The sequence below is a fragment of the Aquirhabdus sp. genome (assembly GCF_046462495.1).
In the GTDB taxonomy this organism is placed as follows: Bacteria; Pseudomonadota; Gammaproteobacteria; order Pseudomonadales; family Moraxellaceae; genus Aquirhabdus.
In genome coordinates this window covers 1-22,477 of the sequence record NZ_JBKGVE010000009.1, presented here as the reverse complement: position 1 = coordinate 22,477, position 22,477 = coordinate 1, and the positions used below count along the sequence as shown (strand labels likewise).

Sequence of the window (22,477 nt, the reverse complement as noted above, 5' to 3'; positions counted from 1 at the left end):
TCGACTGATCATGACATTAACTTCTCAATCAATAAAATCAAATACACTCTCTACTCAACCAACTTTCCGTGTGTCGTTACTCACCCTCTTGATCGCAGGATTAAGTCATCAGGCTTATGCGGATTCAACAAATCTAGAGAGTGCACAAAATAGCAGTGATTCAGCATCCCCCGTTGACGCAGTCATTGTGACGGGAAATAGAGGCACGACGCAGCGCACAGTCACTAAAAGCCTTTCTCCCATTGATGTCATCACAGGCAAGCAATTAGAAGCCGTTGGTAAAGTTGGGCTACTTGAAGCGATAGCCAACTATGTCCCTTCATTCAACTTACCCGATCTTTCTGGAGGCGATAAAGAAGCCATTGTTCGTACACCGACTCTACGGGGTCTCAGCGCAGGTCAAATCTTGGTATTGGTCAACGGTAAACGCCGCCACACCAGTGCTGTACTTGGCATCACAGGTTTAAACAGTGGAACCGCTCCTGCAGATCTCGACTTTATCCCAACATCACTCATTGAGCGGGTTGAAATTCTGCGCGATGGTGCTGCCGCACAGTATGGTTCGGATGCCATTGCAGGCGTCATTAACATCATCCTCAAACAAAAGACTGGCGGTACGGCAACAACAACGGTCGGGCAAGATTTTGATGGTCAGCGCGATACAGTTCAACAAGCCATTAACTACGGCTTTGAAGTCGGTCAAGGCGGTATTTTACAACTGGCCTTGGAGACACGTTATCAAGACAACACTAACCAAGCCAGCCCTAATACTTATAAAAACCTTTACTTTCCATCAGCTAATGGCAGTCCAGATCCCCGCGAACCCAAAACGCATCAAGTGACCTATTTAGGTTATGGCCTACCGCAAATCAAGTCGACTAATCTCGCCTATAACTTTAATTTACCAATTAATGATCAATTAAACCTGTATTCATTTTCAACGCTGGGCTTTCGCCAAGGCGAATTGACCATGAACTACCGTGTCCCCAATGGTCGTAATACGATTACTGAGGGTCCTCATGGCTACCCAGATGGCTACTCCCCAGTGTGGCGAATTGAAGAACGTGATTTTCAAACTGCGATCGGACTTAAAGGTCAATGGGCGAACTGGAACTGGGATCTCAGCAGCACGTTGGGCGAAAGTCATGCAGATCAATCCACACGCGATAATCAAAACGCCTCATTTGGTCCTGCAACGCAAAATGAGTTTGATGCAGGTGGTTGGGTCTCTCGGCAATGGGTCAACAACTTCGATCTTTCACGTGCATTGGATTGGGGACTTGCAAAACCCACCTCTTTATCCATAGGACTTGAGCATCGCTATGACAGCTATGAAACTGTTGCGGGAGAATATGCCTCTTATGCCGATGGCGGATATATCTTCCCAAAAGGAAGTCCGCTAGCAGGACAAAAACCTGATGCAGGATCGCAAGTAACTGCCGGGATTACGCCTACCGATGCTGCCAAAATTAGCCGCAACAACTATGCGGGCTATCTTGAACTTGGCCTGCAACCCACGTCGGCATGGAGCATTAATCTTGCAGGCCGTGCTGAGGAATACACGCGCAATGTCGGTTCAACCGTCAGTGGCAAACTCAGCACACGCTATGAATTTACACCCAGCTTTGCACTGCGTGGCACTTTGAGCAATGGTTTTAGAGCCCCGCAACTGGCCAATGAAATCTACACCACACGCTCTACTGCATTTACGTTTATCAACGGCGTCTATCAGTCTTATAACTATGGCGTACTTCCAGTCAATTCAGCTGCCGCAAAAGCACTGGGCGCCACACCCCTTAAACCGGAACATTCCAACAACTATAGTCTGGGTCTGACATGGAATCCCATTCGAAAACTCAATATCAGCTTAGATGCATTCCAAATTGATATTAAAGATCGCATTTCGCTGAGCGGCACACTGCGCGGTGCGGAAGTCCGTCAGATTCTTGAAAAACAAGGCGTACTTGCAGCTGATGGAGGTCAGTATTTTACCAATGCGGTTGATACGCAAACCCGCGGTATCGATCTCGTCACCGACTATAAACAAGATATTGGTACTTGGGGAAGTGTGAATTGGACCGCAGCCTATAACTACGGCAAAACCGAGATCACCAATGTCAAAGATAACCCAGCCATACTCTCCAATTTAGGGGGTGGCTATCAGTTGATTGATCGTCAGGCCCGTAATCTACTAACAACAGCGATTCCAGCCAGCAAACTCATTTTAAGCGCGGACTGGGCCTATCAAGACTGGTCTTTTCTGCTGCGTTTGACACGCTATGACAAATATACCTTCGTCTACGACCCCGCCGATCCGAAGAAAGACAGTACCTTTGGCGCGAAGTGGATCAGTGATCTCGAAGGTAGCTATCGCTTTAACCCCAAACTCACACTCGCACTGGGGGCCAAAAACATCTTCAATATTTTCCCTGACAAAAATGGCTTTGTCTCAGCTTCAGGCTTTGGGCAGTACGGTCTCTATTCGCCATTTGGCTTCAATGGTGGCTTTTACTACGGCCGCTTAAGTTATAAGTTTTAAGGGGGTAACAATGAATATTAAAACAAATCCAACGCTACTTGCGGTCAGTATTCTTTGTTTAATGACGGGGACAGCCTATGCTGATGAAGGCATTACAACTCCACAAAACGAGTCGTCAGCAATACAAAGCAAGATAGAACCATCGGATAGTTCTGATGCAATTACCAATGTCGTGGTCACAGGTGTTCGTGGCGGGACGCCACGTACGGTCACTAAAAGTACCGTTCCTATTGATGTCATCTCCAATAAGCAATTGCTGCAAACGGGTAAGAGTAGTCTCAAAGAAGCGCTTGGCGCGGTTCTGCCTTCATTCAACGTTCCTACAATTAATGGCGGCGGATCATCGTATCTGGTACGTGGTCCCAGCATGCGTGGTCTCAGCGGCGACCAAGTATTGGTTTTAGTCAATGGTAAACGCAGGCACAACACGGCTTTGCTTAACAACTTAGCACGTGTCGGTGCAGCTTCCGTCCCTGTCGATCTCGATTTAATTCCACTATCGGCCATTGCTCGCATTGAAGTTCTACGAGATGGTGCTGCCGCACAATATGGTTCAGATGCTATTGCGGGTGTCATTAACATTATCTTAAAAAAAGACGATAGTGGTATTAATAGCGAATCATCCCTTGGGCAATATTATAAAGGCGATGGTGCAACGGCATCTGAAGGAATTGATGGCGGCATTAAATTAGGATCAGACGGAGGATTTGCACACTTTTCTTTAAATGCCCGTACCCAACAAGCATGGACTAGAGCGGAAGATGCGACAGGTCAACTCTATTTCAAACTCCCTAATGGCCAACCTGATCCTCGTGAAGCCAATCGCTCAGGCTGGGGCAAAGAATATGGCTTAGGGGGTGATCGTACTTTTAGTACAGCGTATAACCTTGAGCTGCCCATAGACGATAAAACTTTCTACTCCTTTTCAACGTTAAGTTATCGAGAGGCTTTTAAAGATTTAGCGCATCGCTTACCGACTGACTTAACTGCACTATCTGGAGTCGCTGGGAGCCCGTTTCCAGATGGACCACAAGCCAGACGCTTATTAACCGAAATAGACTATCAAAGCGCGGTCGGGCTCAAAGGGAAAACTCTGGGGTGGAATTGGGATGCCAGTACGACCTATGGTCGTGATCAGGACAAACTAGAATCCTCCAATAATGCTAATTTATCTCAAGGGCTAAATGGTCCGAGTCAATTTTCACTGGGTGAACAGTTTTTTAGTCAATGGACCAACAATCTTGATTTTACCCGCGCAATCAACATAGGCTTGCAAAAGCCTATTCAAGCCTCTTTTGGTTTTGAACACCGCTGGGAACAATTTGAAATTACTGCCGGAGAACCGCTCTCCTATAACCAGGGCACTTGGGTTGTACCATCGGGCCCATTTAAAGGACAACAACCACAGCCGGGTCTGATTTCTGTGTCGGGTATTACTCCTGCCGATGCCAGTACAGCAGATCGTAATGTTCTCGCGACTTATCTGGATTTAAACCTACCGCTAACCTCACGCTGGGATCTAGGGGTAGCAGGCCGTTATGAACACTATGATGGTGATGTGGGTAGCACAACCAGTGGCAAGCTGAGTACGCGATATGAGTTTATCGATGGCTGGGCGGTTCGTGGTGCTATTAGCAATGGTTTCCATGCCCCCTCACTCGCCGAAACTGCATTTTCCAGTACCAGTACGATTACCAGTGTGGTTAATGGTAATCAGGTTCGTAATTTGACTAAGCTTTTACGTGTTGACTCACCGGAAGCAAAAGCTCTCGGCGCAACACCGCTTAAACCTGAAACCTCAGTGAACTATAGCTTAGGCTTAACGGCTGAACCTATTAAGCGTCTCAAACTGACTGCTGATCTATATCAAATTGATATTGATGATCGCATCGTGCAAACAAGCATCTTAAAAGGCGCGGCCGTATCCAAGATTCTACAAGCTAATGGATTGCAGCCCAATCTGGCTGGACAGTACTACACCAATGCAGTCAACACTCGAACCAAAGGCATTGACGTCGTTGCGGAATACCTCCAACCGCTTGACGAATACGGTCAGGTCAAATGGAGCCTCGCGTTTAATCAAAATACAACTGAAATCCTTGATCTCAAAAAAACACCTGCAGCGCTTGCAAGTCTGGGCAGTGGGTACAGTTTGTTTGATCGTCAGCAGCAACTTGATCTGACCAAAGCAACACCAAAAAACAAACTTATTGTATCGGGTAACTACAGCATTGGAGATTGGGCGGTGAACTTAGCGTTTTCACGCTATGGCAAATATACCGAGGGCGCTGTGAACGCAGTGGATGACCGTACCTATGCCCCGAAATGGATTACGGATCTCGATGTCGCCTATAAACTCTCTGAAAAAGCGACCTTCGCAATTGGTGCCAACAACGTATTCAACATCTATCCGAGTGAAGTCGGTATCAAGGCATGGGCTGGCACTTATCAATACGGCATGTTCTCACCTTATGGCTTTGCTGGTGGATTCTATTACAGCCGTTTGTCACTGAAGTTTTAAAAAAGGTTCGAAAACAATATGACGATCATCAAGCCTCAATCAAAACAGCCAAAAATCTCAAGATATTTCATTCTTGGGTTGGTCATCGTGTTGATCTTGGTGATTGTCTACCTATTCACCAGCATCAATCACAAACAAAAAGCAATTGGACTGCATGTCGGCAGTCAAAAAAACTCCCTAAAAATCTTGTTAGAAGCATCTGGCGAACTTAAAAATTTGCCTTACCCCATTGAATTTGCGTCATTCCCCTCTGCGGGACAAACAGCACAGGCCTTAAGCAGCCATGCTGTCGATATCGGGGTACTTGGCGATGCCTCATTGGCATTTGCACTTGCAGGCCATGCACCACTGAAGGTTATTTCAGTCGTCCGTACTCGAGTCACACCAACTGCAGTAGCCATCGTGGTCAATAAAAACTCACCACTGCAAAATCCTGAAGACCTCATTGGCAAACGCATTACCACCACGAAAGGCTCAGTCGGTCACTACCTTGCCCTGGCGGTGCTCGATCAACTGGGTCATAGCGGCCATGATGCAGAGTTTATTTTCCTGCAACCCGGCGAAGCGCGGACTTTACTGGCCAATGGTGGGGCTGATGCATGGTCCACTTGGGATCCCTATACCAGCATGGCTGAGCTTGAAGGCAACGTTCGAGTCATTGCCAGTGGGGAAAAACTCTTTGCTGGCAACATCATGCTCACAGCCAATCAGCAAGCCATTGATACTAAACGTGCGCAATTATCTGATTTTACTCAACGCGTAACCCATGCTTACCAGTGGGTCAATCAGCATCAGGAAGAATTTGCAAAGCTTCAAGCCAAAGCAACGGGTCTTCCCATTCAAGTGCACTATCTATCTAACCGCCATGGTCAACCGCATGTCATTCCTATCGATCAAGGTGTGATTGATGACATGCAGACCAGCATTAATCTTTATGTGAAAGAAGGATTACTTCCTCAGAGCATTGTCTCAAAAACCATTTTTGATCCCAGTTTTAATCATACACAAAGTGAACAATCACAATAGGAGTTATCAGCATGTTTCAATCGCTGTCATCGCTGTCGGAGCTCAACCATGAGCACATTTTAAATGTTGTCAATGGGCAATCTTTTGGAATTCATATCAAGAATTTTTGTCCAATTGAAACCGTTGAACATGCCAAGGATGTGCTCTATCAGCATCAGTCTCAAACAATGCTTGATGCATCAACCCCCTATGTCCGTATTGGTAAGGGACTGATTGAAATCAAGAATGAAACTGACCGTGCGCACTATCACGAAGTCGCTCTGGATAATATCCGCTTAATTCGCAACTCATTTAAGCCTTATGCCTCTCCAATAGACCAACTGCGTTTATTGCTGGATGAAGTTTGGCCTACAGGTGCAAAACTCCTTCAGGTTAATGGCAAAAAATGCTTTGTCGGGATTTGTCGTTTTCAACGCGCAGGCATGGATCTCATTCCTCATACCGATAAGTTAGAGCGGAATACGCCTTCACATGATCAATCCGAGCTACTTAAGCAGCTTTCTGTGAATATTTATCTTGAAATTCCCGAACACGGCGGGGAGCTTGAAATGTGGGATATCGAGCCCTCTGAAGAAGAATATCTACAACTTCAGGGAGACCGCAAATACGGCCTTGATCGAGAAACGCTGCCCCCGCCCGCAACCTCAATCAAACCTCAACCGGGAGATTTAATACTACTTAACCCTCGCCTGATCCATGCAGTACGCCCCTCAAGCGATAGTGTACGTGTTGCATTGAGTGCCTTTGTCGGATATTTCGGCGAAAACCAACCACTGGCTTATTGGAGCTAAAGGAGAAAAGTCATGACTACAATTTATGAGATCAATTTAAAAGCTTACTTTAACAAAGGCGGTGAAGAGCACGATTTTACTGGCAAACGCTGTGTACTTGCCATCAGTGTCGGTCAGGATTATCACGAAGACCAGCATTTCTATTCGGCTATTCACTTACTCAATGAATCAGGATTCTCACACTGCAAGGTCGTAGTTGCTGACACCTTACAGCGCCACAATATCAATGCGAATAACACTGCAGAAGCGCTCACGCGCTCTATTCAAGCTGGCGAAGCATGGATTAAGCGTAATCAGCCGGCATTATCTGCATTAAAAATGAATGTCGAGATCAAACGTTGGACGGATGAGCTCTCTTCTGAAAGTTACAGCGAATGGCGCAAAAAAATAGAACATACCTTTGAGCAGTCCGCAGACTTTCGCAGTGCCGTAGAGTCCACCATCAACGTCTTTATTGATCGCTTAAAACTACGTGACCCCGATGCAGACTTTGAAGCCGCCGCAGCCAACTGTCGTGAATACATCTTCGAAGAAATCCCCGTCATCATGCCGCTATGGGCCGAGCAAGGCTATGACTACATCATCTACCCACAAAAAATGACTGATGCCATGGCTGCAAGTCGTGTGCATTTTGTCGAGCCTTTTTTACCCGATCGTGCACGTTGGCTACCCATCAAATTTAAAAAACGCGGCAACCCCATCCCTTTCATTCATCGCACCTTCGTATCGCGTTTACCGCGTTTTGCTATTGCCATTTAGGAACTACTTATGACGACATCAACTCTCGCTAGCCGTCGATGGCTCGCACTCGCAGCGGTCAGTATTGCTAGTTTTTTAGGGTGTGTGGACTTTACGGTAGTCAATACAGCCCTTCCTGCCCTACAGCAGCATTTCGGCGTATCTGTGCGTGACCTTCAGTGGGTCATCAATGGCTTTATACTGGCGCTATCCAGTACAGCGGTCTTATTTGGACGCCTTGCGGACTTATTTGGCAGGCGTAAGGTGCTTTATTTAGGTTTAATTGGCTTTGGTGCAGCATCACTGTGGGCGGGTCTTGCTGGAGGAGTCAATGAACTGATCATTGCGCGGATCATTCAGGGACTCGCCTGCTCTGTACTCTATACCGCATCAGGTGCCATTGTTGCGAATACCTTTGCACCTGAAGAACAGGGTCGAGCCTTTGGAATTCTGTTCGGTGTGAATGGTATCGGGCTTGCCATCGGTCCAGTTGCGGGTGGGCTCATTACCAATACTTTTGGTTGGCAGTGGATATTCTTAGTTAATATTCCCTTTGTTCTCTTAAGCTTGGGACTCATGCGCATTAGTGTAAGCGAGTCACGTGCCGAAACTGTAGGCCGCTTAGATTGGCTGGGTAGTGCACTACTCCTCATCGGCTTACCGAGTTTGATTCTGGTGATCGTGCAAGGGTCTACTTGGGGGTGGACATCCCCTGCAATTCTGGGTGTCTTAAGTCTATCTATTATTACATTGCTCGCTTTTATCGTTGTAGAACTCCGTGTCTCTTCACCGATTGTGGATCTTCGTTTATTTGCAAATCGCGCGTTTGTGGCCAGTGCAACTGCCAGTGCCGGCCTTGCCGTCTTTTACTGTGTAGCTTTCTTTGTCATGCCGCTCTATCTTTCTGTCGTACGTCATGAGAATGCTGCGGCGATTGGCTGGCTGTTACTCCCCACCACGCTCGGTGTTGCGCTACTGTCTCCAGTCGTTGGTCGATTAGTGGATCGCCATGGTCCAGCGCCGCTGCTCAAAGCGGGGTTATCATTATTTGTTATCTCGGCAGCTATTCAGGCGACCTTCTCCACCAACACCAGCATCTTTATTATTCTGACTGCATTTGTCCTGATGGGTATCGCATGGGCGGCCATATTAGGACCATCTACTGTACAAGCCATGAGTTCAGTACCCGCGGATGCCAGTTCACTGGCTATCGGTTCGGTCATGACTTTGCACAATATCGGTGGCGGTATTGGAATCGCGGTGGGTGTGGGAATTTATCGCTATTTTGCAGCAGGAGAGTTTGCAGGACTCAGTAACACATCAGCACAAACGCCGTGGCTACAGGATGCTATTTCCAACCCTGAACAGGCAGTTCAGCTTTTCTCCAGCCATCTGAGCATTGCACAAGATACTCTTCAACAATGGGTGGAAACGTCTTTTATACATGGCTATCAAACGGTGATGTTGTTCTTGGTCGCAACAACATTAGTCTCTCTTGCGATCGTAACATTTGCTTTACGGCAACCAAAAACTGTTCATGTGACTCAGTCTGCTGGGTCAACGACGAAGTAAATATCTTTATGAAATACCAGCCTTCCCATCTTCAATGGGGAGGTTTTTTAATAACACAGTTTCACGTGTGCTTGAGTACTTTTGGGCATAAAACTCGATTAAGGAAATCTCATGAGCCAGCGACAGAGTCACATCCGACTAGGTGGTTTTTTATCCGGTGCGGGCAGCCACTTTGCGGGTTGGCGGCATCCCAGTGCAGATCGTGATGCCGCTTTTAATATCCAGCGTTACGTCAACTATGCACAAACCTTAGAACGCGGCTGTTTCGATGTGTTATTTCTGAATGATAATTTTGAACTAGGAGATCTGGACGCGAAGGGATTTTCCAGAAATACCCATACATCACGATGGGATCCCATGACGCTATTGACTGCTCTAGCCATGGTAACGACCCATATTGGATTAGTGGCAACGGTAAATACGAGCTATAACGAGCCCTTTAATGTCGCCAGACGATTTGCTTCGCTTGATCAACTCAGCAGTGGTCGTACAGGATGGAATCTGGTTACGTCCTTAGGCGGTGGTGAAAACTTTAATCGCACTGATCATCTGCCCCATCAGGAGCGCTATGCACGTGCGGAAGAGTTTTTCGATGTGGTAACCAAACTCTGGGATAGCTGGGATGACAATGCATTTTTAAGAGACCCTGTTTCTGGTCAGTGGGTTGATCCAGCTAAACTTCATTTAGCTCAACATCAAGGCGTACACTTCTCTGTCCGTGGGCCACTGAATACTCCGCGCCCTCCCCAAGGCTGGCCTGTTATTGCTCAGGCTGGCTCCTCAGGTGAAGGACTCGCGTTAGCGGCACGTGCAGGAGAATTGATCTTTACCGCCCAACAAACCCTGCCCGCCGCACAAGCGTTTTATCGGAAGTTAAAAGACCAAGCGATAACACTGGGACGTTCCGCTGATGATGTCTTGATTCTGCCTGGTGTAGCGACGGTTGTTGGGCATAGTCGAGCGGAAGCCGAAGAAAAATATGAAGAGTTACAAGCACTGCTTGATCCCGTCATGGTCTTTAGCAGCATCATTGATTTCTTGGATTTGGGTGTAGATTTGACGAGTTTGCCTTTAGATGCCAAGGTCCCCCTCCCCAAAAATCCGCCACTCACACAAGGCCATCAGAGTCGTCAGCAACTGGTGATCGACTTGATCCAGCGTGATCGCCCCACGGTTCGAGAGCTCTTACGTAAACTTGCTTCTGGTGGCCATCGGACTCTCGTTGGTACGGCGAGTGATATTGCAGATGACTTTGAGCACTGGTTTCAAAATTATGGTGCGGATGGCTTCAATATTATGTTCACCCATCTACCCACCGCGGCAGATGACTTTGTAAATTTGGTAGTTCCTGAACTTCAGCGGCGAGGGCTATTAAGAACGGCTTATGAAGGGAAAACACTGCGAGATCACTTAGGATTAAAGCGGGTTGAAAATAAATGGGGGCTAATTAACTAACCCCATTTAAAACTTCGATCCCAGATACCACTTACATCGACATGTTGTTTTAATAAGCCTGCCTGAAAGAAGACATCGGCGACCTCCTGCTGAGATTGGATGGCTGCATCATCAACGGGAACAAGGACTCGTGGCTGACTTTGATGCTTGAATTGCTCAAGGAATAATGCCTTGGGTACCCCCATAAGCTGCTCAGTCTTTGTCGCCCACTCTTCAGGGTGCTTTTGAATCCAATTCCAAACCTGATACTCGCGCAGAATATAATCGGTAATTGCGGCATGTTTACGCGGATCAGCAATCGACTTGGCGTTAGCGGCTATCACAAAATTACCGGATAAATAACCAAGCCCTGTTTTCAAAATTCGGGCATTAGACTTTTGCTGGGCAAGCTGAATGTAGTAACCAATGCTTGACCAAGCATCAAGCTTACCGCTTTGAAATGCAGCCGAACCATCTTGTGGCGTTAATGCCACAGGGATAATGTCATCAAAACTTAGGCCTTTTTCTTTCAAGACCTTCAGCAGCAAATAATGCGAAGTCGTTGAACGTACATAGCCTACACGCTTGCCCTTCAAATCCTCAATGGAGCGAATAGTCGAATGCTCAGGCACAATAATCGCCTGATTATTAACATCCCCGCGTAGTACACCAATGATTTTCACAGGCATATGACGTTCAATACCAAAAATCGGTGGAATCTCACTCATAGGACCGACATCGACTGTACCACTAGCTATGGCTTCATAGGTAAGGTTACCACCCCCAAGTTCTGCATATTTCACCGTATAAGGAGGTGGTTTTACGCCCGCCTCTGCCATGTAATCACGCGCAGCGCCTTTATAGGTCGCGACATTTAAAGTGAGATTGTCCCAATCTGATTTTGTCTTGGACTCTGATGATTTGGAGCAACCAGCTAAACCCAATAGACTCAAAGCTGTAAATCCACCTAAAACTTCACGTCGATTCATTTCGTTATCTATCCATCAATAAAATTATGCTCAATTACAATAAAAAATCTGGTTCTTCAGCCACTACACGATCCCAAAGGGGTTGGAAGCTAAACCAACCGCCGAATTCTGTACCCACCTGACGTGCAGTCAGTTTGGCAACCTCTGCAGGAATAGGAATCGGCCTGCCTGCTGCTTCTGCAAGCAGTTGGGTATGTGCCGCATTATCGAGGGCGATAAAACGCCAAACTGCTGCTTCAACGGTGCGCCCAACAGTGAGTAAGCCATGATTTTGTAGAATCAATGCCTTGTGTGAACCCAATGTTTGTGCAATGCGTTGCCCTTCATTGATATCTAAGACAACCCCGGTATAGTCGTTAAACAATGCATGATTCTCATAAAAGGCACAGGCATCTTGCGTGAGTGGATCCAGTAAACGACCAAGACTAGACCATGCTTTGCCATATAGAGAGTGTGCATGTGCTGCCGCAATCACATCTGGGCGCGCAGCGTGAAGCGCGGCGTGAATCGTAAAGGCTGCTTGATTCAGCAAACCCTGACCTTCGACAATTTTTCCTTGGTCGTTGACCAACAATAGATCGGAGACCCTGATTTGAGAAAAATGCACCCCTACAGGGTTTACCCAAAAGTAGTCTTTTAGTTCAGGATCGCGTACCGTGATATGGCCTGCACCACCCATATCAAAACTATAACGTGCAAATAGGCGAAAAGAAGCGGCTAAACGCTGCTTGCGATACAATCGCTCTAATTCAACACTGGCTTGTTGCGGTGGATGCTCCCAACGGATGACATGATCACCATCACGGGCCAAACCATAAGCCTGCGGCTGTACGCGACTCGGTGATGATGCATTGGTTGATAAAGTCGAGATAACTGAACCCATCATTAATATCCTCGTGTAATATCAACGACATTGTCTAATGGTTGATCTAATTTAAATTTATGAAAATTCTCAGCAAATTGCTGCGCAACGCGCTGATAAATACCCTCCACCGTGGCGGATGTGTGCGGAGATAAAAAAACGCGAGGATGAGTGTATAACGGATGACCTTTCGGCAACGGCTCAGGGGTTACAACATCTAAACTCGCTCGTGCAATGTTTCCCTCATTCAGTGATTTCAGCAGCGCGTCTTGATCAATTAATGAACCACGGGCGATATTTACTAAATGCAGATTGGGCTTGGCCGCAGCGAGCACTTCTTGATCGATAATATGTTGTGTATCAGGAGTCGCCGGCGCAGCCAAGACGACATGATCGGATTCCGCAAAGAGTGCCTTGATATCTGGAACGACCCGTACATCTGCCATGTCAATCGGCTGATTGGTCTTTCGCACAACAAGAACTTTCATACCTAATGCCACTGCATTTTTTGCAAGCTGTTGACCGATCGCACCATAGCCAAAAATACCTAATGTTTGACCCGCGAGAGTTTGCAAAGGTTGACGCTGCCACTGAGTTGGCTCATGGATCCAAATCTCCGGAATGTTCTTCGCCGCGGCAAAAATCAATGCAAGGGCAAATTCTGCAAGTGCGATAGCAGTCGTGCCGCGCGAAGAGGTGACGACTGGCCCATCGAATAGCCAACGGGGATAAGCATCTATTCCTGATGAAATCAAATGAATCCACTTTAAATCAAATGGCCAACCTTGCGGCGGTTCAAGTGCCCACGTAGAAGGTGCTGCAAGAAGTATTTCTGCATTAATATCTTGGCTATATAACCCCCTTGCAATAGTCTCTATCAAGACATTACTTTGAGTTTCAGAAGCACTCAACGTATTCAACAAGAGTTCGGAAAACTCAATGTCTAATTGACTGGCAATCTTGATTCCAGCTAGCTCACTCATACCGTTGCACCGCGGGATTTTCCACTCAGTGCTGCACGTCCAGCAGCCAATAAAATCGCATCATTTTGTGGGGTATGGATCCGGCTACAAAGAACATCTCGATAATGTCTCTCTAACGCATGATGACGTGATAACCCGGGATTTCCAGTCGCGGCGATGGCTTCTTCGACCGCCTTAATTGCGTTACTTGTAACGATGTATTTGATTTGAGCTGCTGACTCAAGAGGAACTTGACCTACTGCTGCTGAATCAAGCAACACCTTATTATTTAATAATAAAGCATCAATACGACCAACAATTTCTTGGAAACGCGGCAATGTTGCCAAAGAAGCGCCTAAATTTGCAGGTACACGCCCATGCAGCCACTGGACAAGCCAATCCCTAGCTGCTTGCGCTACAGCATCATAAATGGAAGACAACAGAACACTCAGCCATAGCACACCTTTGGTATCCAGCTCTGAAGTACGATCATAACCAACAGGACGAACATCAACGGCATATTGCTCTGGGACAAAGACATCTTCAAAAATTACATCATGGCTACTGGTTGCGCGCATGCCTAAGTGATCCCAAGTCTCGACTACCTTGATTCCAGGCGTATCACGGCGCACAAGCCACGAACCGACTTTAGGCTCGGCTTCATCAGAATGAGCCCAAACGGTTAACCAAGTGAGCCCTGCTATCCCCGTTGAATAGATCTTATGACCATTAATTAGCCAGCCATCTGCGTGACGTTTTGCGACGGTTTTAGGCAAGCCACCACGAGCAGGAGTCCCTAGCTCTGGCTCAACGCGAAGTGCATTGGTTAACGCACCGTTTTTCACCGCATCTAAGGCCACTTGTTCACGCAAAGATAGGGGCCATGCTTGATTCTGCTGTAAGCGAGAATGTTGTAAATATTGCATGACCAAAACCAAAGCGGTGGATGGTTCACCTTTGGCAACAGCACTGACCACCCGCCGTGTTTGGGACAGCGTCGCACCATAGCCCCCCAACTCAGTCGGTACAGTTAGTGCAAGGAGGCCATGCTGATGTAGCCGTGTGAAGTTGGCATGTGGAAATTCGCTATCTCGATCAAACTCAGCCGCAGTCTCTGCAAAATCTTTCGTCAATTGACCAAGCAAGGCGGCAAACTCACTGGAATCTAAATAACTTACAGGCTCGGGAATAAGTGGTTCTGAGTTATTTTCTTTAATATCAGTCAGATATGTCATACCAATTATGCTCCTAGAGGCAATTTTTCTTGTATTTCTGTATTGATTGGCGGTAGTTCTACACCCAATCGTGATAGTAATTTACGGCGGAGCTGCTGGAACTCTGGGGTGGCTACATCTCTGGCACGCGGTAAATTGATAACCAACTCTTCAGCAATACGACCATCAGCCAAGACGAGGACTCGATCAGCAAGCAAAATAGCCTCATCCACGTCATGCGTTACAAGTAACACTGCAGGTGCATGGGTCTGCCATAACTGGATGATCAATTGATGCATACGAATTCGGGTTAATGCATCTAAAGCAGCGAACGGTTCATCAAGCAGTAATAACTCAGGCTCACGAACCAAGGCTCGGGCTAATGCAACGCGCTGCGCCTCTCCACCGGATAATGTACTGGGCCATGCATCGGCTCGATGAGTTAAACCAACTTCAGCCAGCGCAGCATGGGCTCTCTCTATCGCATCAGGATGACGTACCCCTAAAGCTACATTCCGCCATGCTCGCTTCCATGGCATGAGCCTTGGTTCCTGAAAGACTGCCGCACGTGCTTGAGGAATTTTTAACGTGCCCTCATCAACTTGGTCCAAACCTGCCAGTGTTCGAAGTAATGTCGTTTTACCCGACCCACTTCGGCCAAGCAAAGCAACAAACTCGCCTGCAGCAATGTTCAAATTCAATCCATCAATAACGGTATTAGCCCCAAAGTAACGACTCACGTCTTTCAGTTGCACGGCTACTGGCTTGTTCTGATCAATATGTAAAGTAGTCATCGAGAGTTAATTTCCTACAAAAGTGGTACGCCATACCAAAGCACGTCGCTCAAGCCAGCGGACCAACGCATCAATGGTCAAACCCAGAACGCTGTACACCAATAAACAAATCACGATCACATCGGTACGCATAAAGTCACGCGCATCATTGACGAGATAGCCAATTCCCGAGGTCGCATTGATCTGCTCTACCACAACAAGTCCGAGCCAACTAATACCAAAGGAATAACGCAACCCAACAAAAAAAGACGGCAAGGCTCCAGGCAAAATGACATGCCAAATTGTTTCACGTCGATTGAGCTCCAGCGTTTTAGCGGCTTCGATTAATTTATAGTCCAAATTGCGAACCCCTGAGAATAAAGACAAATAAATGGGAAAAGTTGTCCCTAGGGCAATCAATGCAATCTTGGGTGTCTCGCCTACGCCAAACCATAAAATAAAAAGAGGTACAACCGCCAAGAAAGGGAGTGTTCTGAGCATCTGCATCGGAGAATCAACGACAAGTTCACCACGACGGGATAACCCAGCGACAAGTGCCAAGATAGTTCCTATCGATACACCAATGCTTAATCCCAACATTGCCCGCTGGAGTGAAATCCATAGATGACCTGCAAGGGAACCATCCGTAATCATTTTCCAAAGTGTCTCGCCAATAGAGCTTGGTGCGGCAATGATCTGTGTGGGGAGCCAACCAATCCGTGAAGCACCTTCCCACAGCACCAGCAAAACAAGCGGACTAATCAAGCGTAGCAAACCATCTACCCATGACTGCTTGGCAAGCCACACACTTAATTTAAATGGGCGCTGTTTTTTCAGTGGCTTGTTTAATGGCAAGGACTGTATAGCTGAGGGATAATGTATATCTGTGGTCTTAGGCTGACTCATGCCGTACGTTGCTCCAAATCAAAACAATTAAAGACCAATGGGCAGACATAGAAAATAGCTCACCTTATTGGACTATATGCATAGTAACGGCTGATTTGGCTCAAACTAAATTCGTATTTATGCTATGTTAATATGCAAAATTAACATTAATGATTCATTTAAATATTTTTACTATTAATTTTATTTATATTAAAACAAAAACTATGAAGACAATGGATGAAGATTGAAACTAGGCTTTTTCCTTAAATATTCTTACAAAACAAATGATTTTTTTTTGTTCAGACAAATGCAATTATCTCAGTCATAAAAAAACCTCCCAAAAGGAGGCTATGGAAATCAAAAAGCGTTAAACGGCTACAGCTGCAGTGGTCCGAATCAATCGCTCCCCTAAACGGTCAACGACTAATTGGCCAAAGGTGCTGATTGGTGCGTATAAATTTCCTGTAAATCGGGGATGAATTAACCATAAATCAATGATCGGCTTAAAATCAGACATAGGCACAATTTCAAGTTGATTGCGATAGCGACTGCCCTCAAGCAGCGGCTGAGGGACTAGACCTAGCCCTTGACCATTGGCCACCAAACCTAACTGTAATTCAGTGCCAAAAGTTTCCATATTAATTTGTAGACTGAGTCCTTCTGCAATCAGAGCACGCTGTAGACCCGCTCTAAAACCGCATCCATCTGGATTAAGTACCCAGCCACGCTCATAACAATCTGTCAAACGATAAGAACGCTTTGGCCATTCGCCCTTTGCTGCAACGACAACCAAATTCATTCGACCCAAGGACTCTCCAACCACACCGTCGGGAAAGACCTTACCTGCAGGAAATAATACTGCGGCGGCGTCTAGCTCACCATGTTCGACTTTTGAGAGTAGGTTACTCCCCCAGCCTGTCGCGACTTTAGCTTGCAGATCAGGATAACGCTGACGAAGCTCACTCAAAGCATCCAACAGTACAGCATCACCGATCGTTTGCGGTACACCAAGTCGTAGTGCTCCACTGGGCAAAGCATGTTGAGTCACTAAATCACGCAAAGTATCAATCTCACGTAATACGGCTCGACACTTCTCATAAACACGTAAGCCCATGGATGTCGGTTTCAGCGGTTTGGTATTTCGATCCAGCAACTCAACACCCAATCCCTCTTCAAAATTCTGTACACGCCGTGTAATTGCAGGTTGGGTCAATTGCAAGGATTCAGCAGCAAGACTGATGGATTGGCAGCGGATCACGGCAACGAATGCCTCAATATCATCTATCTTCATGAGAAATAATCATAATAGGTTGGTTGAAAAATGCATATAACAAATATTATCGTTAGCGCACTACGACAGTCAACCAACTTTTTCATCGAACTATAGGAGCAAATTTCAATGTCTAACCCTGCTCTCAATTACCGGTTACGCCAGTTTATCACTGACTTTGCTGAACTTTTAACTAAAGAGTCTGCAGAATCTATTGTACTAGAACAAGGTAGTCAGCTTCTCAGGCAGCTTGTAGAACATGACGATTGGCTTCCCGCTGCATTTGCTCAGCCGCATCCTGAACGCTATCAACAATATTTATTACATATTGATTCAGCGCAACGTTTTTCAATCGTTAGTTTTGTCTGGGGCGCAGGACAGAAAACTCCAATTCACGATCATCGAACATGGGGGCTCATTGGCATGCTCCGCGGCTCTGAGCTCTCTCAACATTATCAAAGATCACAGGATCAATCGTTAATTCCTAAAGGACCCTTACATCGCTTGCAGGTTGGACAAGTCGAGACGGTTTCGCCGAACACGCAAGATATTCACCAAGTCAGCAATGCCTATAGTGATCAAACCTCGATCAGCATTCATGTGTATGGTGCCAATATCGGAGCCGTCAAACGTGCGACTTATCTGTCGGATGGAACAGAAAAAGCATTTATATCAGGATATTCAAACACCGTATTACCCAATATTTGGGATTTGTCCAAGGAGCCTGCCACATCATGAGCCAAATTAAAACACGTCAATTCAATGATATACGCCACGCTCTGCTCAATAAAGAAGAACTCGCTTTAGTAGATGTGCGTGAAGAGGCTCCCTTTGCCAAAAATCACCCGCTATTCGCAGTGAATATCTCCTTATCACGCTTAGAATTAGAGATTTATGCACGTGTTCCACGGCTCAGCACGCCCATTACTGTTTATGATGATGGCGAAGGAAGAGCAGAGATTGCAGTTGAGCGTCTGATTCGGCTGGGTTATAGAGATGTTGCATTATTAGACGGTGGTCTAGCAGGCTGGCATAGAGCTGGCGGTGAGTTATTTGAAGACGTCAATGTCCCGAGTAAATCATTCGGGGAACTCGTTGAAAGTGTCCGCCATACACCCTTCCTGACCGCGCACCAAGTCAAAACGCTGATCGATCAACAAGCCGATATTGTGGTCCTAGATGCTAGACGTTTCGATGAATACCAGACCATGAATATTCCAGGTAGCATCAGTGTTCCTGGTGCCGAACTCGTCTTGCGTGCACGTGAATTAGCACCGAATCCTCATACCCAGATTATCGTGAATTGCGCTGGGCGCACTCGGAGTATTATTGGCACCCAATCCTTGGTCAATGCTGGGATTCCAAATCCGGTAGCAGCACTTCAGAATGGTACGATTGGCTGGACCTTGGCAGGCTTATCATTACAACACCAACAGAATCGCACCTTTAGTCAGGTCAAAGACACGACGAAACATGAAGCAAGCCAACAAGCCAATCACATTGCAAGTCAAGCTGGTGTTGGCAAAATCTCATTACAGACATTGGATCAATGGCAAGACGATACTACACGAACAACCTATGTATTCGATGTCCGCACAACCGAAGAATATGAACATGCCCACTTACCCAACGCTCGCCATGTTGCGGGAGGGCAACTTGTGCAAGAGACAGATCACTATGCTTCCGTACGAGGAGCTAGAATAGTCCTTATTGATGATGAGGGTGTACGGGCAAATATGAGTGCGTCATGGCTAAAGCAAATGGGATGGGATACCTATATCATTGAGAATATTACAGTAGATCATTTCACTGAATCTGGTCCATGGAAAGCACCTCTCCCATTGCAAAATTCAACTCAAGAAATCAGTCCGGCAACATTACACGAATGGCTGTTACACGACACGACCACAACCAGTCTTTCGACAATCGTCCTGGATTTCACCTCCAGTGCTAATTATGTGAAACAACATATTCCAAGCGCATGGTTCACTCTAAGGGGTGATCTGCCCCAAATTTTGAAAATACTTCCGCCAGCAGAGCGCTATGTGTTGACCTGCGGAAGTGGATTGTTAGCTCGACTAGCTGTATCAGAACTACAAGCGTTAACCGATAAACCTGTCTATCTACTTACAGGTGGAACTCAAGCATGGGCTGCTGCAGGCTTACCGCTAGAATCCGGCGAAACACTTCTCGCCTCTCCACGAATCGATCGTTATCGCCGTCCTTACGAAGGCACTGACAATCCAATTGAAGCTATGCAAGGCTATCTAGAGTGGGAATATGGTCTGGTCGAACAATTAAAACGTGACGGGACGGATGGTTTTTTTGTTTTATAATCTATAGATAGCATGAGTAAATTTTAACAATGATGGGACAAAGTCTCATCATCGTTATCTCCTACAAATATCTTTAATAAATTATCAAACTTTAAGTTCCAAAAAAGAACTAATGTAATAAAGACCAGCTATACTATACATCATAGTGAATAAAATTCGTGCAAACCTTAATCAGTCTACGATTATTGCAAAAAAACTTATCTGAGCAATCAGAAAAATATGACTCTTATTATTCGCGAATATGAGAACTGGTCAGAATGGGATTATTCGACTAAAATATGACAAATCAGACAGGAGTGCGTTTATGAAATGGCAAGATGTTGGCGAAATGCCATGCTCGGTTGCTCGCGCCTTGTCGGTGATCGGTGATCGGTGGACGATGATGATCGTTCGTAATGCATTCATCGGTATACGTCGCTTTGACGACTTCCAATCAATATTGGGGATGACACGTCATGTTTTAGCGGACCGCCTGAATAGACTTGTAGAATCCGATATCCTGAAAAAAGTCCCTTATCTAGAAAAGCCTCCACGCTACGAATATCGTTTAACCAAGAAAGGAATGGATCTTTATCCCATCATACTCGCCCTAACAACTTGGGGTGATAAATGGATGGATCAGGGTAAAGGTGCTCCTATAGAATATTTTCATCAGCAATGTGGCTATAAATTTACCCCAACGATGGTATGTTCAGAATGCGGTGAACCCGTTCACGCAAAAAATGTGACGCCCATGATTGGGCCTGGATTCCCGGGTTATGCAGATGGAGATCCCATTAAGTCTGCATAATGTGACCGCAATAAAAAAGGCTGATTAATTAATCAGCCTTTTTTATTTAGTCCTAGGAGAGTATTAGTAACCTTCGGGGCGCTCTAATGGAAGCTTTTGCCCAATGGCTTTCTCAAGATCAGCCAGTAAAAAAGAATCATCTTCGCAAGCAAAACTTATACTGACCCCTAAAGCACCAGCACGCCCAGTACGACCAATACGATGCACGTAATCATCAGCCTGCTCTGGCAAGGTATAGTTAATCACATGGCTGACACCATCGACATGAATACCCCGTCCTGCGACATCCGTAGCAATCATAATCTGTGTTTTACCAGACTTAAATTGATCCAGCATTTTGATACGTTTATCTTGTGGAATTTCACCAGACAGCATACCGACTTTATAACCTTGCGCCTTTAATCGATCAAAGAGCTTACGCACCTGATCGCGACGATTTGCAAAAACCATCACTTTATCAATCGTTTCAGACTCAAGTAGTTCTTTAAGCAATCGCTCTTTATCACGACGACCGACAATAAATACACGCTGTTTAACGCGATCACTTGTTTTCTGTTCAGGTTCAATTTCTACTGTGACAGGCTCAAATAGCCACTGCTGAGCCAAGTTCAAAACGTCATAACTAAAAGTCGCAGAAAACATCAGCGTTTGACGATCTGCTTTAGGGGGAGCCAAACGAACAATCCGTTTTACTGAGGGAATGAATCCCATATCCAATAAACGATCCGCTTCATCAATCACCAAAAACTCAAGGCGATCAAGCCATATTTCTTTTTGTTCTAAAAAGTCAATCAAACGGCCCGGTGTGGCCACGATGATATCGACGAATCGCTTATCAAGCGCTTTACGTTGCTTGTCATAATCAACCCCGCCAAGAAGGGTAACGACACTGAGTTTAGTATGTTTGAGCAGTGCAATTGCATCACTTTCGATTTGTAATGCAAGTTCCCGTGTTGGCGCTAAAATTAGTGCGCGCGGTTCACCGCGAAAGCGCTCATCAGCTACAGGGTTTTCTAATAAATCATTAATAATACTAATTAAAAATGCAGCAGTTTTACCTGTACCGGTCTGTGCTCGACCAATGGCATCATGTCCCGCCAGAGTAAAGTGTAAAACTTGTTGCTGTATCGGTGTCATCTGGGTAAAACCAAGATCAGCAATTCCCTGCTGTAATTCAGGGTGTAACGCGACTGAGTCGAAACTCGAACTCATTATATTTGATACTCCAATACACCACGTTAAATACGCAATAAATTTAAGTTATTGTTGCGCACAATTTTACGCTCATATCACTTTATAGATTTAAAAATAATATCGCTAAAATCAAATTTACATCAATTTCAAATGCCACAAAACAAAAAACCGAAGCATGGCAAGCCAAACTTCGGTTCATTGAAACGCCCAAATCGACACTGCCCTAGGGCAATGCCGATTTAGAAGCGATAGTTAATGTTGGTAGTAAAACCTTATAGGACTCAACTACCAATCATCAATTAGTCAACTGCGCGAACTTCTTCAGCTTGAAAGCCCTTTTGGCCTTTCACAACTGTGAACTCAACACGTTGGCCGTCACGCAGAGTGCGGTGGCCGTCGCCTTGAATAGCGCGGAAATGTACGAATACATCGTCGCCGCCATTGCGTTGAATGAAACCAAAACCTTTGGTATCGTTAAACCACTTTACTACGCCTTGTTCACGTGTCGTCATGTTTGCAATCCTCTATCGAGACAACTAGAAAAGCTTGTCCGGTGTTGAATACAGCAAAGAAAACACGAA

Annotated in this window: 19 protein-coding genes; 10 read left to right on the top strand and 9 right to left on the bottom strand. The window is 45.9% G+C overall.

What is annotated here, in order from left to right:
• Positions 1–10 precede the first annotated feature (10 nt).
• The 7 genes from ACLHG7_RS10860 to ACLHG7_RS10830 all read left to right on the top strand — a co-directional run bounded on the left by ACLHG7_RS10860 (position 11) and on the right by ACLHG7_RS10830 (position 10,642).
• Positions 11–2,539 (top strand): TonB-dependent receptor plug domain-containing protein, encoded by a 2,529-nt coding sequence (locus ACLHG7_RS10860; RefSeq protein WP_410211046.1) that lies wholly within the window; start codon positions 11–13, stop codon positions 2,537–2,539.
• A gap of 10 nt (positions 2,540–2,549) precedes the next feature.
• Positions 2,550–5,060, top strand: a complete 2,511-nt coding sequence (locus tag ACLHG7_RS10855; protein WP_410211045.1) for a TonB-dependent receptor plug domain-containing protein — start codon at positions 2,550–2,552, stop codon at positions 5,058–5,060.
• Between the two features lie 18 nt (positions 5,061–5,078).
• Positions 5,079–6,086: an ABC transporter substrate-binding protein gene (locus ACLHG7_RS10850; RefSeq protein WP_410211044.1), complete on the top strand. Its 1,008-nt coding sequence runs from the start codon at positions 5,079–5,081 to the stop codon at positions 6,084–6,086.
• Positions 6,087–6,097: 11 nt separating this feature from the next.
• Positions 6,098–6,877, top strand: coding sequence for a 2OG-Fe(II) oxygenase (locus ACLHG7_RS10845; protein WP_410211043.1), 780 nt, complete (start codon positions 6,098–6,100; stop codon positions 6,875–6,877).
• 12 nt (positions 6,878–6,889) lie between these two features.
• Positions 6,890–7,636, top strand: coding sequence for a tRNA-dependent cyclodipeptide synthase (locus ACLHG7_RS10840; protein WP_410211042.1), 747 nt, complete (start codon positions 6,890–6,892; stop codon positions 7,634–7,636).
• A 9-nt stretch (positions 7,637–7,645) separates the two neighbouring features.
• Positions 7,646–9,187 carry a DHA2 family efflux MFS transporter permease subunit gene (locus tag ACLHG7_RS10835; protein ID WP_410211041.1) on the top strand — a complete coding sequence of 514 codons (1,542 nt, stop codon included), beginning with the start codon at positions 7,646–7,648 and terminating at the stop codon, positions 9,185–9,187.
• 111 nt (positions 9,188–9,298) lie between these two features.
• Positions 9,299–10,642 carry an LLM class flavin-dependent oxidoreductase gene (locus ACLHG7_RS10830; protein WP_410211040.1) on the top strand — a complete coding sequence of 448 codons (1,344 nt, stop codon included), beginning with the start codon at positions 9,299–9,301 and terminating at the stop codon, positions 10,640–10,642.
• Here the strand turns inward: ACLHG7_RS10830 and ACLHG7_RS10825 are convergent.
• The 7 genes from ACLHG7_RS10825 to ACLHG7_RS10795 form a co-directional block, all read right to left on the bottom strand.
• A complete protein-coding gene (locus tag ACLHG7_RS10825; RefSeq protein WP_410211039.1) occupies positions 10,639–11,610 on the bottom strand; it encodes an ABC transporter substrate-binding protein in 972 nt (323 codons plus the stop codon). The two genes, ACLHG7_RS10830 and ACLHG7_RS10825, sit on opposite strands and share 4 nt — an antisense overlap.
• Before the next feature lie 34 nt (positions 11,611–11,644).
• A complete protein-coding gene (locus ACLHG7_RS10820; protein ID WP_410211038.1) occupies positions 11,645–12,493 on the bottom strand; it encodes a class II aldolase/adducin family protein in 849 nt (282 codons plus the stop codon).
• Positions 12,494–12,495: 2 nt separating this feature from the next.
• On the bottom strand, positions 12,496–13,455 hold the full coding sequence (locus ACLHG7_RS10815) for an NAD(P)-dependent oxidoreductase (RefSeq protein WP_410211037.1): 960 nt from the start codon (positions 13,453–13,455) through the stop codon (positions 12,496–12,498).
• Positions 13,452–14,669 carry an acyl-CoA dehydrogenase family protein gene (locus ACLHG7_RS10810; RefSeq protein ID WP_410211036.1) on the bottom strand — a complete coding sequence of 406 codons (1,218 nt, stop codon included), beginning with the start codon at positions 14,667–14,669 and terminating at the stop codon, positions 13,452–13,454. Before ACLHG7_RS10810 ends, ACLHG7_RS10815 begins: the two co-directional genes overlap by 4 nt.
• A gap of 5 nt (positions 14,670–14,674) precedes the next feature.
• On the bottom strand, positions 14,675–15,442 hold the full coding sequence (locus ACLHG7_RS10805; RefSeq protein WP_410211035.1) for an ABC transporter ATP-binding protein: 768 nt from the start codon (positions 15,440–15,442) through the stop codon (positions 14,675–14,677).
• A 6-nt stretch (positions 15,443–15,448) separates the two neighbouring features.
• Positions 15,449–16,327, bottom strand: coding sequence for an ABC transporter permease (locus tag ACLHG7_RS10800; protein WP_410211034.1), 879 nt, complete (start codon positions 16,325–16,327; stop codon positions 15,449–15,451).
• 346 nt (positions 16,328–16,673) lie between these two features.
• Positions 16,674–17,597, bottom strand: coding sequence for a LysR family transcriptional regulator (locus ACLHG7_RS10795; RefSeq protein ID WP_410211033.1), 924 nt, complete (start codon positions 17,595–17,597; stop codon positions 16,674–16,676).
• Positions 17,598–17,705: 108 nt separating this feature from the next.
• Between ACLHG7_RS10795 and ACLHG7_RS10790 the strand changes: the two genes are divergently transcribed.
• The 3 genes from ACLHG7_RS10790 to ACLHG7_RS10780 all read left to right on the top strand — a co-directional run bounded on the left by ACLHG7_RS10790 (position 17,706) and on the right by ACLHG7_RS10780 (position 20,702).
• Complete coding sequence (locus ACLHG7_RS10790; protein ID WP_410211032.1) at positions 17,706–18,314, top strand: cysteine dioxygenase; 609 nt, start codon at positions 17,706–17,708, stop codon at positions 18,312–18,314.
• Positions 18,311–19,912, top strand: a complete 1,602-nt coding sequence (locus ACLHG7_RS10785; protein WP_410211031.1) for a rhodanese-related sulfurtransferase — start codon at positions 18,311–18,313, stop codon at positions 19,910–19,912. Before ACLHG7_RS10790 ends, ACLHG7_RS10785 begins: the two co-directional genes overlap by 4 nt.
• Positions 19,913–20,216: 304 nt before the next feature.
• Positions 20,217–20,702 (top strand): winged helix-turn-helix transcriptional regulator, encoded by a 486-nt coding sequence (locus ACLHG7_RS10780; RefSeq protein WP_410211030.1) that lies wholly within the window; start codon positions 20,217–20,219, stop codon positions 20,700–20,702.
• Between the two features lie 63 nt (positions 20,703–20,765).
• Here the strand turns inward: ACLHG7_RS10780 and rhlB are convergent, their stop codons facing one another.
• Together rhlB and ACLHG7_RS10770 are read right to left on the bottom strand one after the other, a co-directional pair.
• Positions 20,766–21,914, bottom strand: a complete 1,149-nt coding sequence (rhlB, locus tag ACLHG7_RS10775) for an ATP-dependent RNA helicase RhlB (RefSeq protein ID WP_410211029.1) — start codon at positions 21,912–21,914, stop codon at positions 20,766–20,768.
• A gap of 281 nt (positions 21,915–22,195) precedes the next feature.
• Positions 22,196–22,408 (bottom strand): cold-shock protein, encoded by a 213-nt coding sequence (locus tag ACLHG7_RS10770; protein WP_114898679.1) that lies wholly within the window; start codon positions 22,406–22,408, stop codon positions 22,196–22,198.
• Positions 22,409–22,477: the final 69 nt, after the last annotated feature.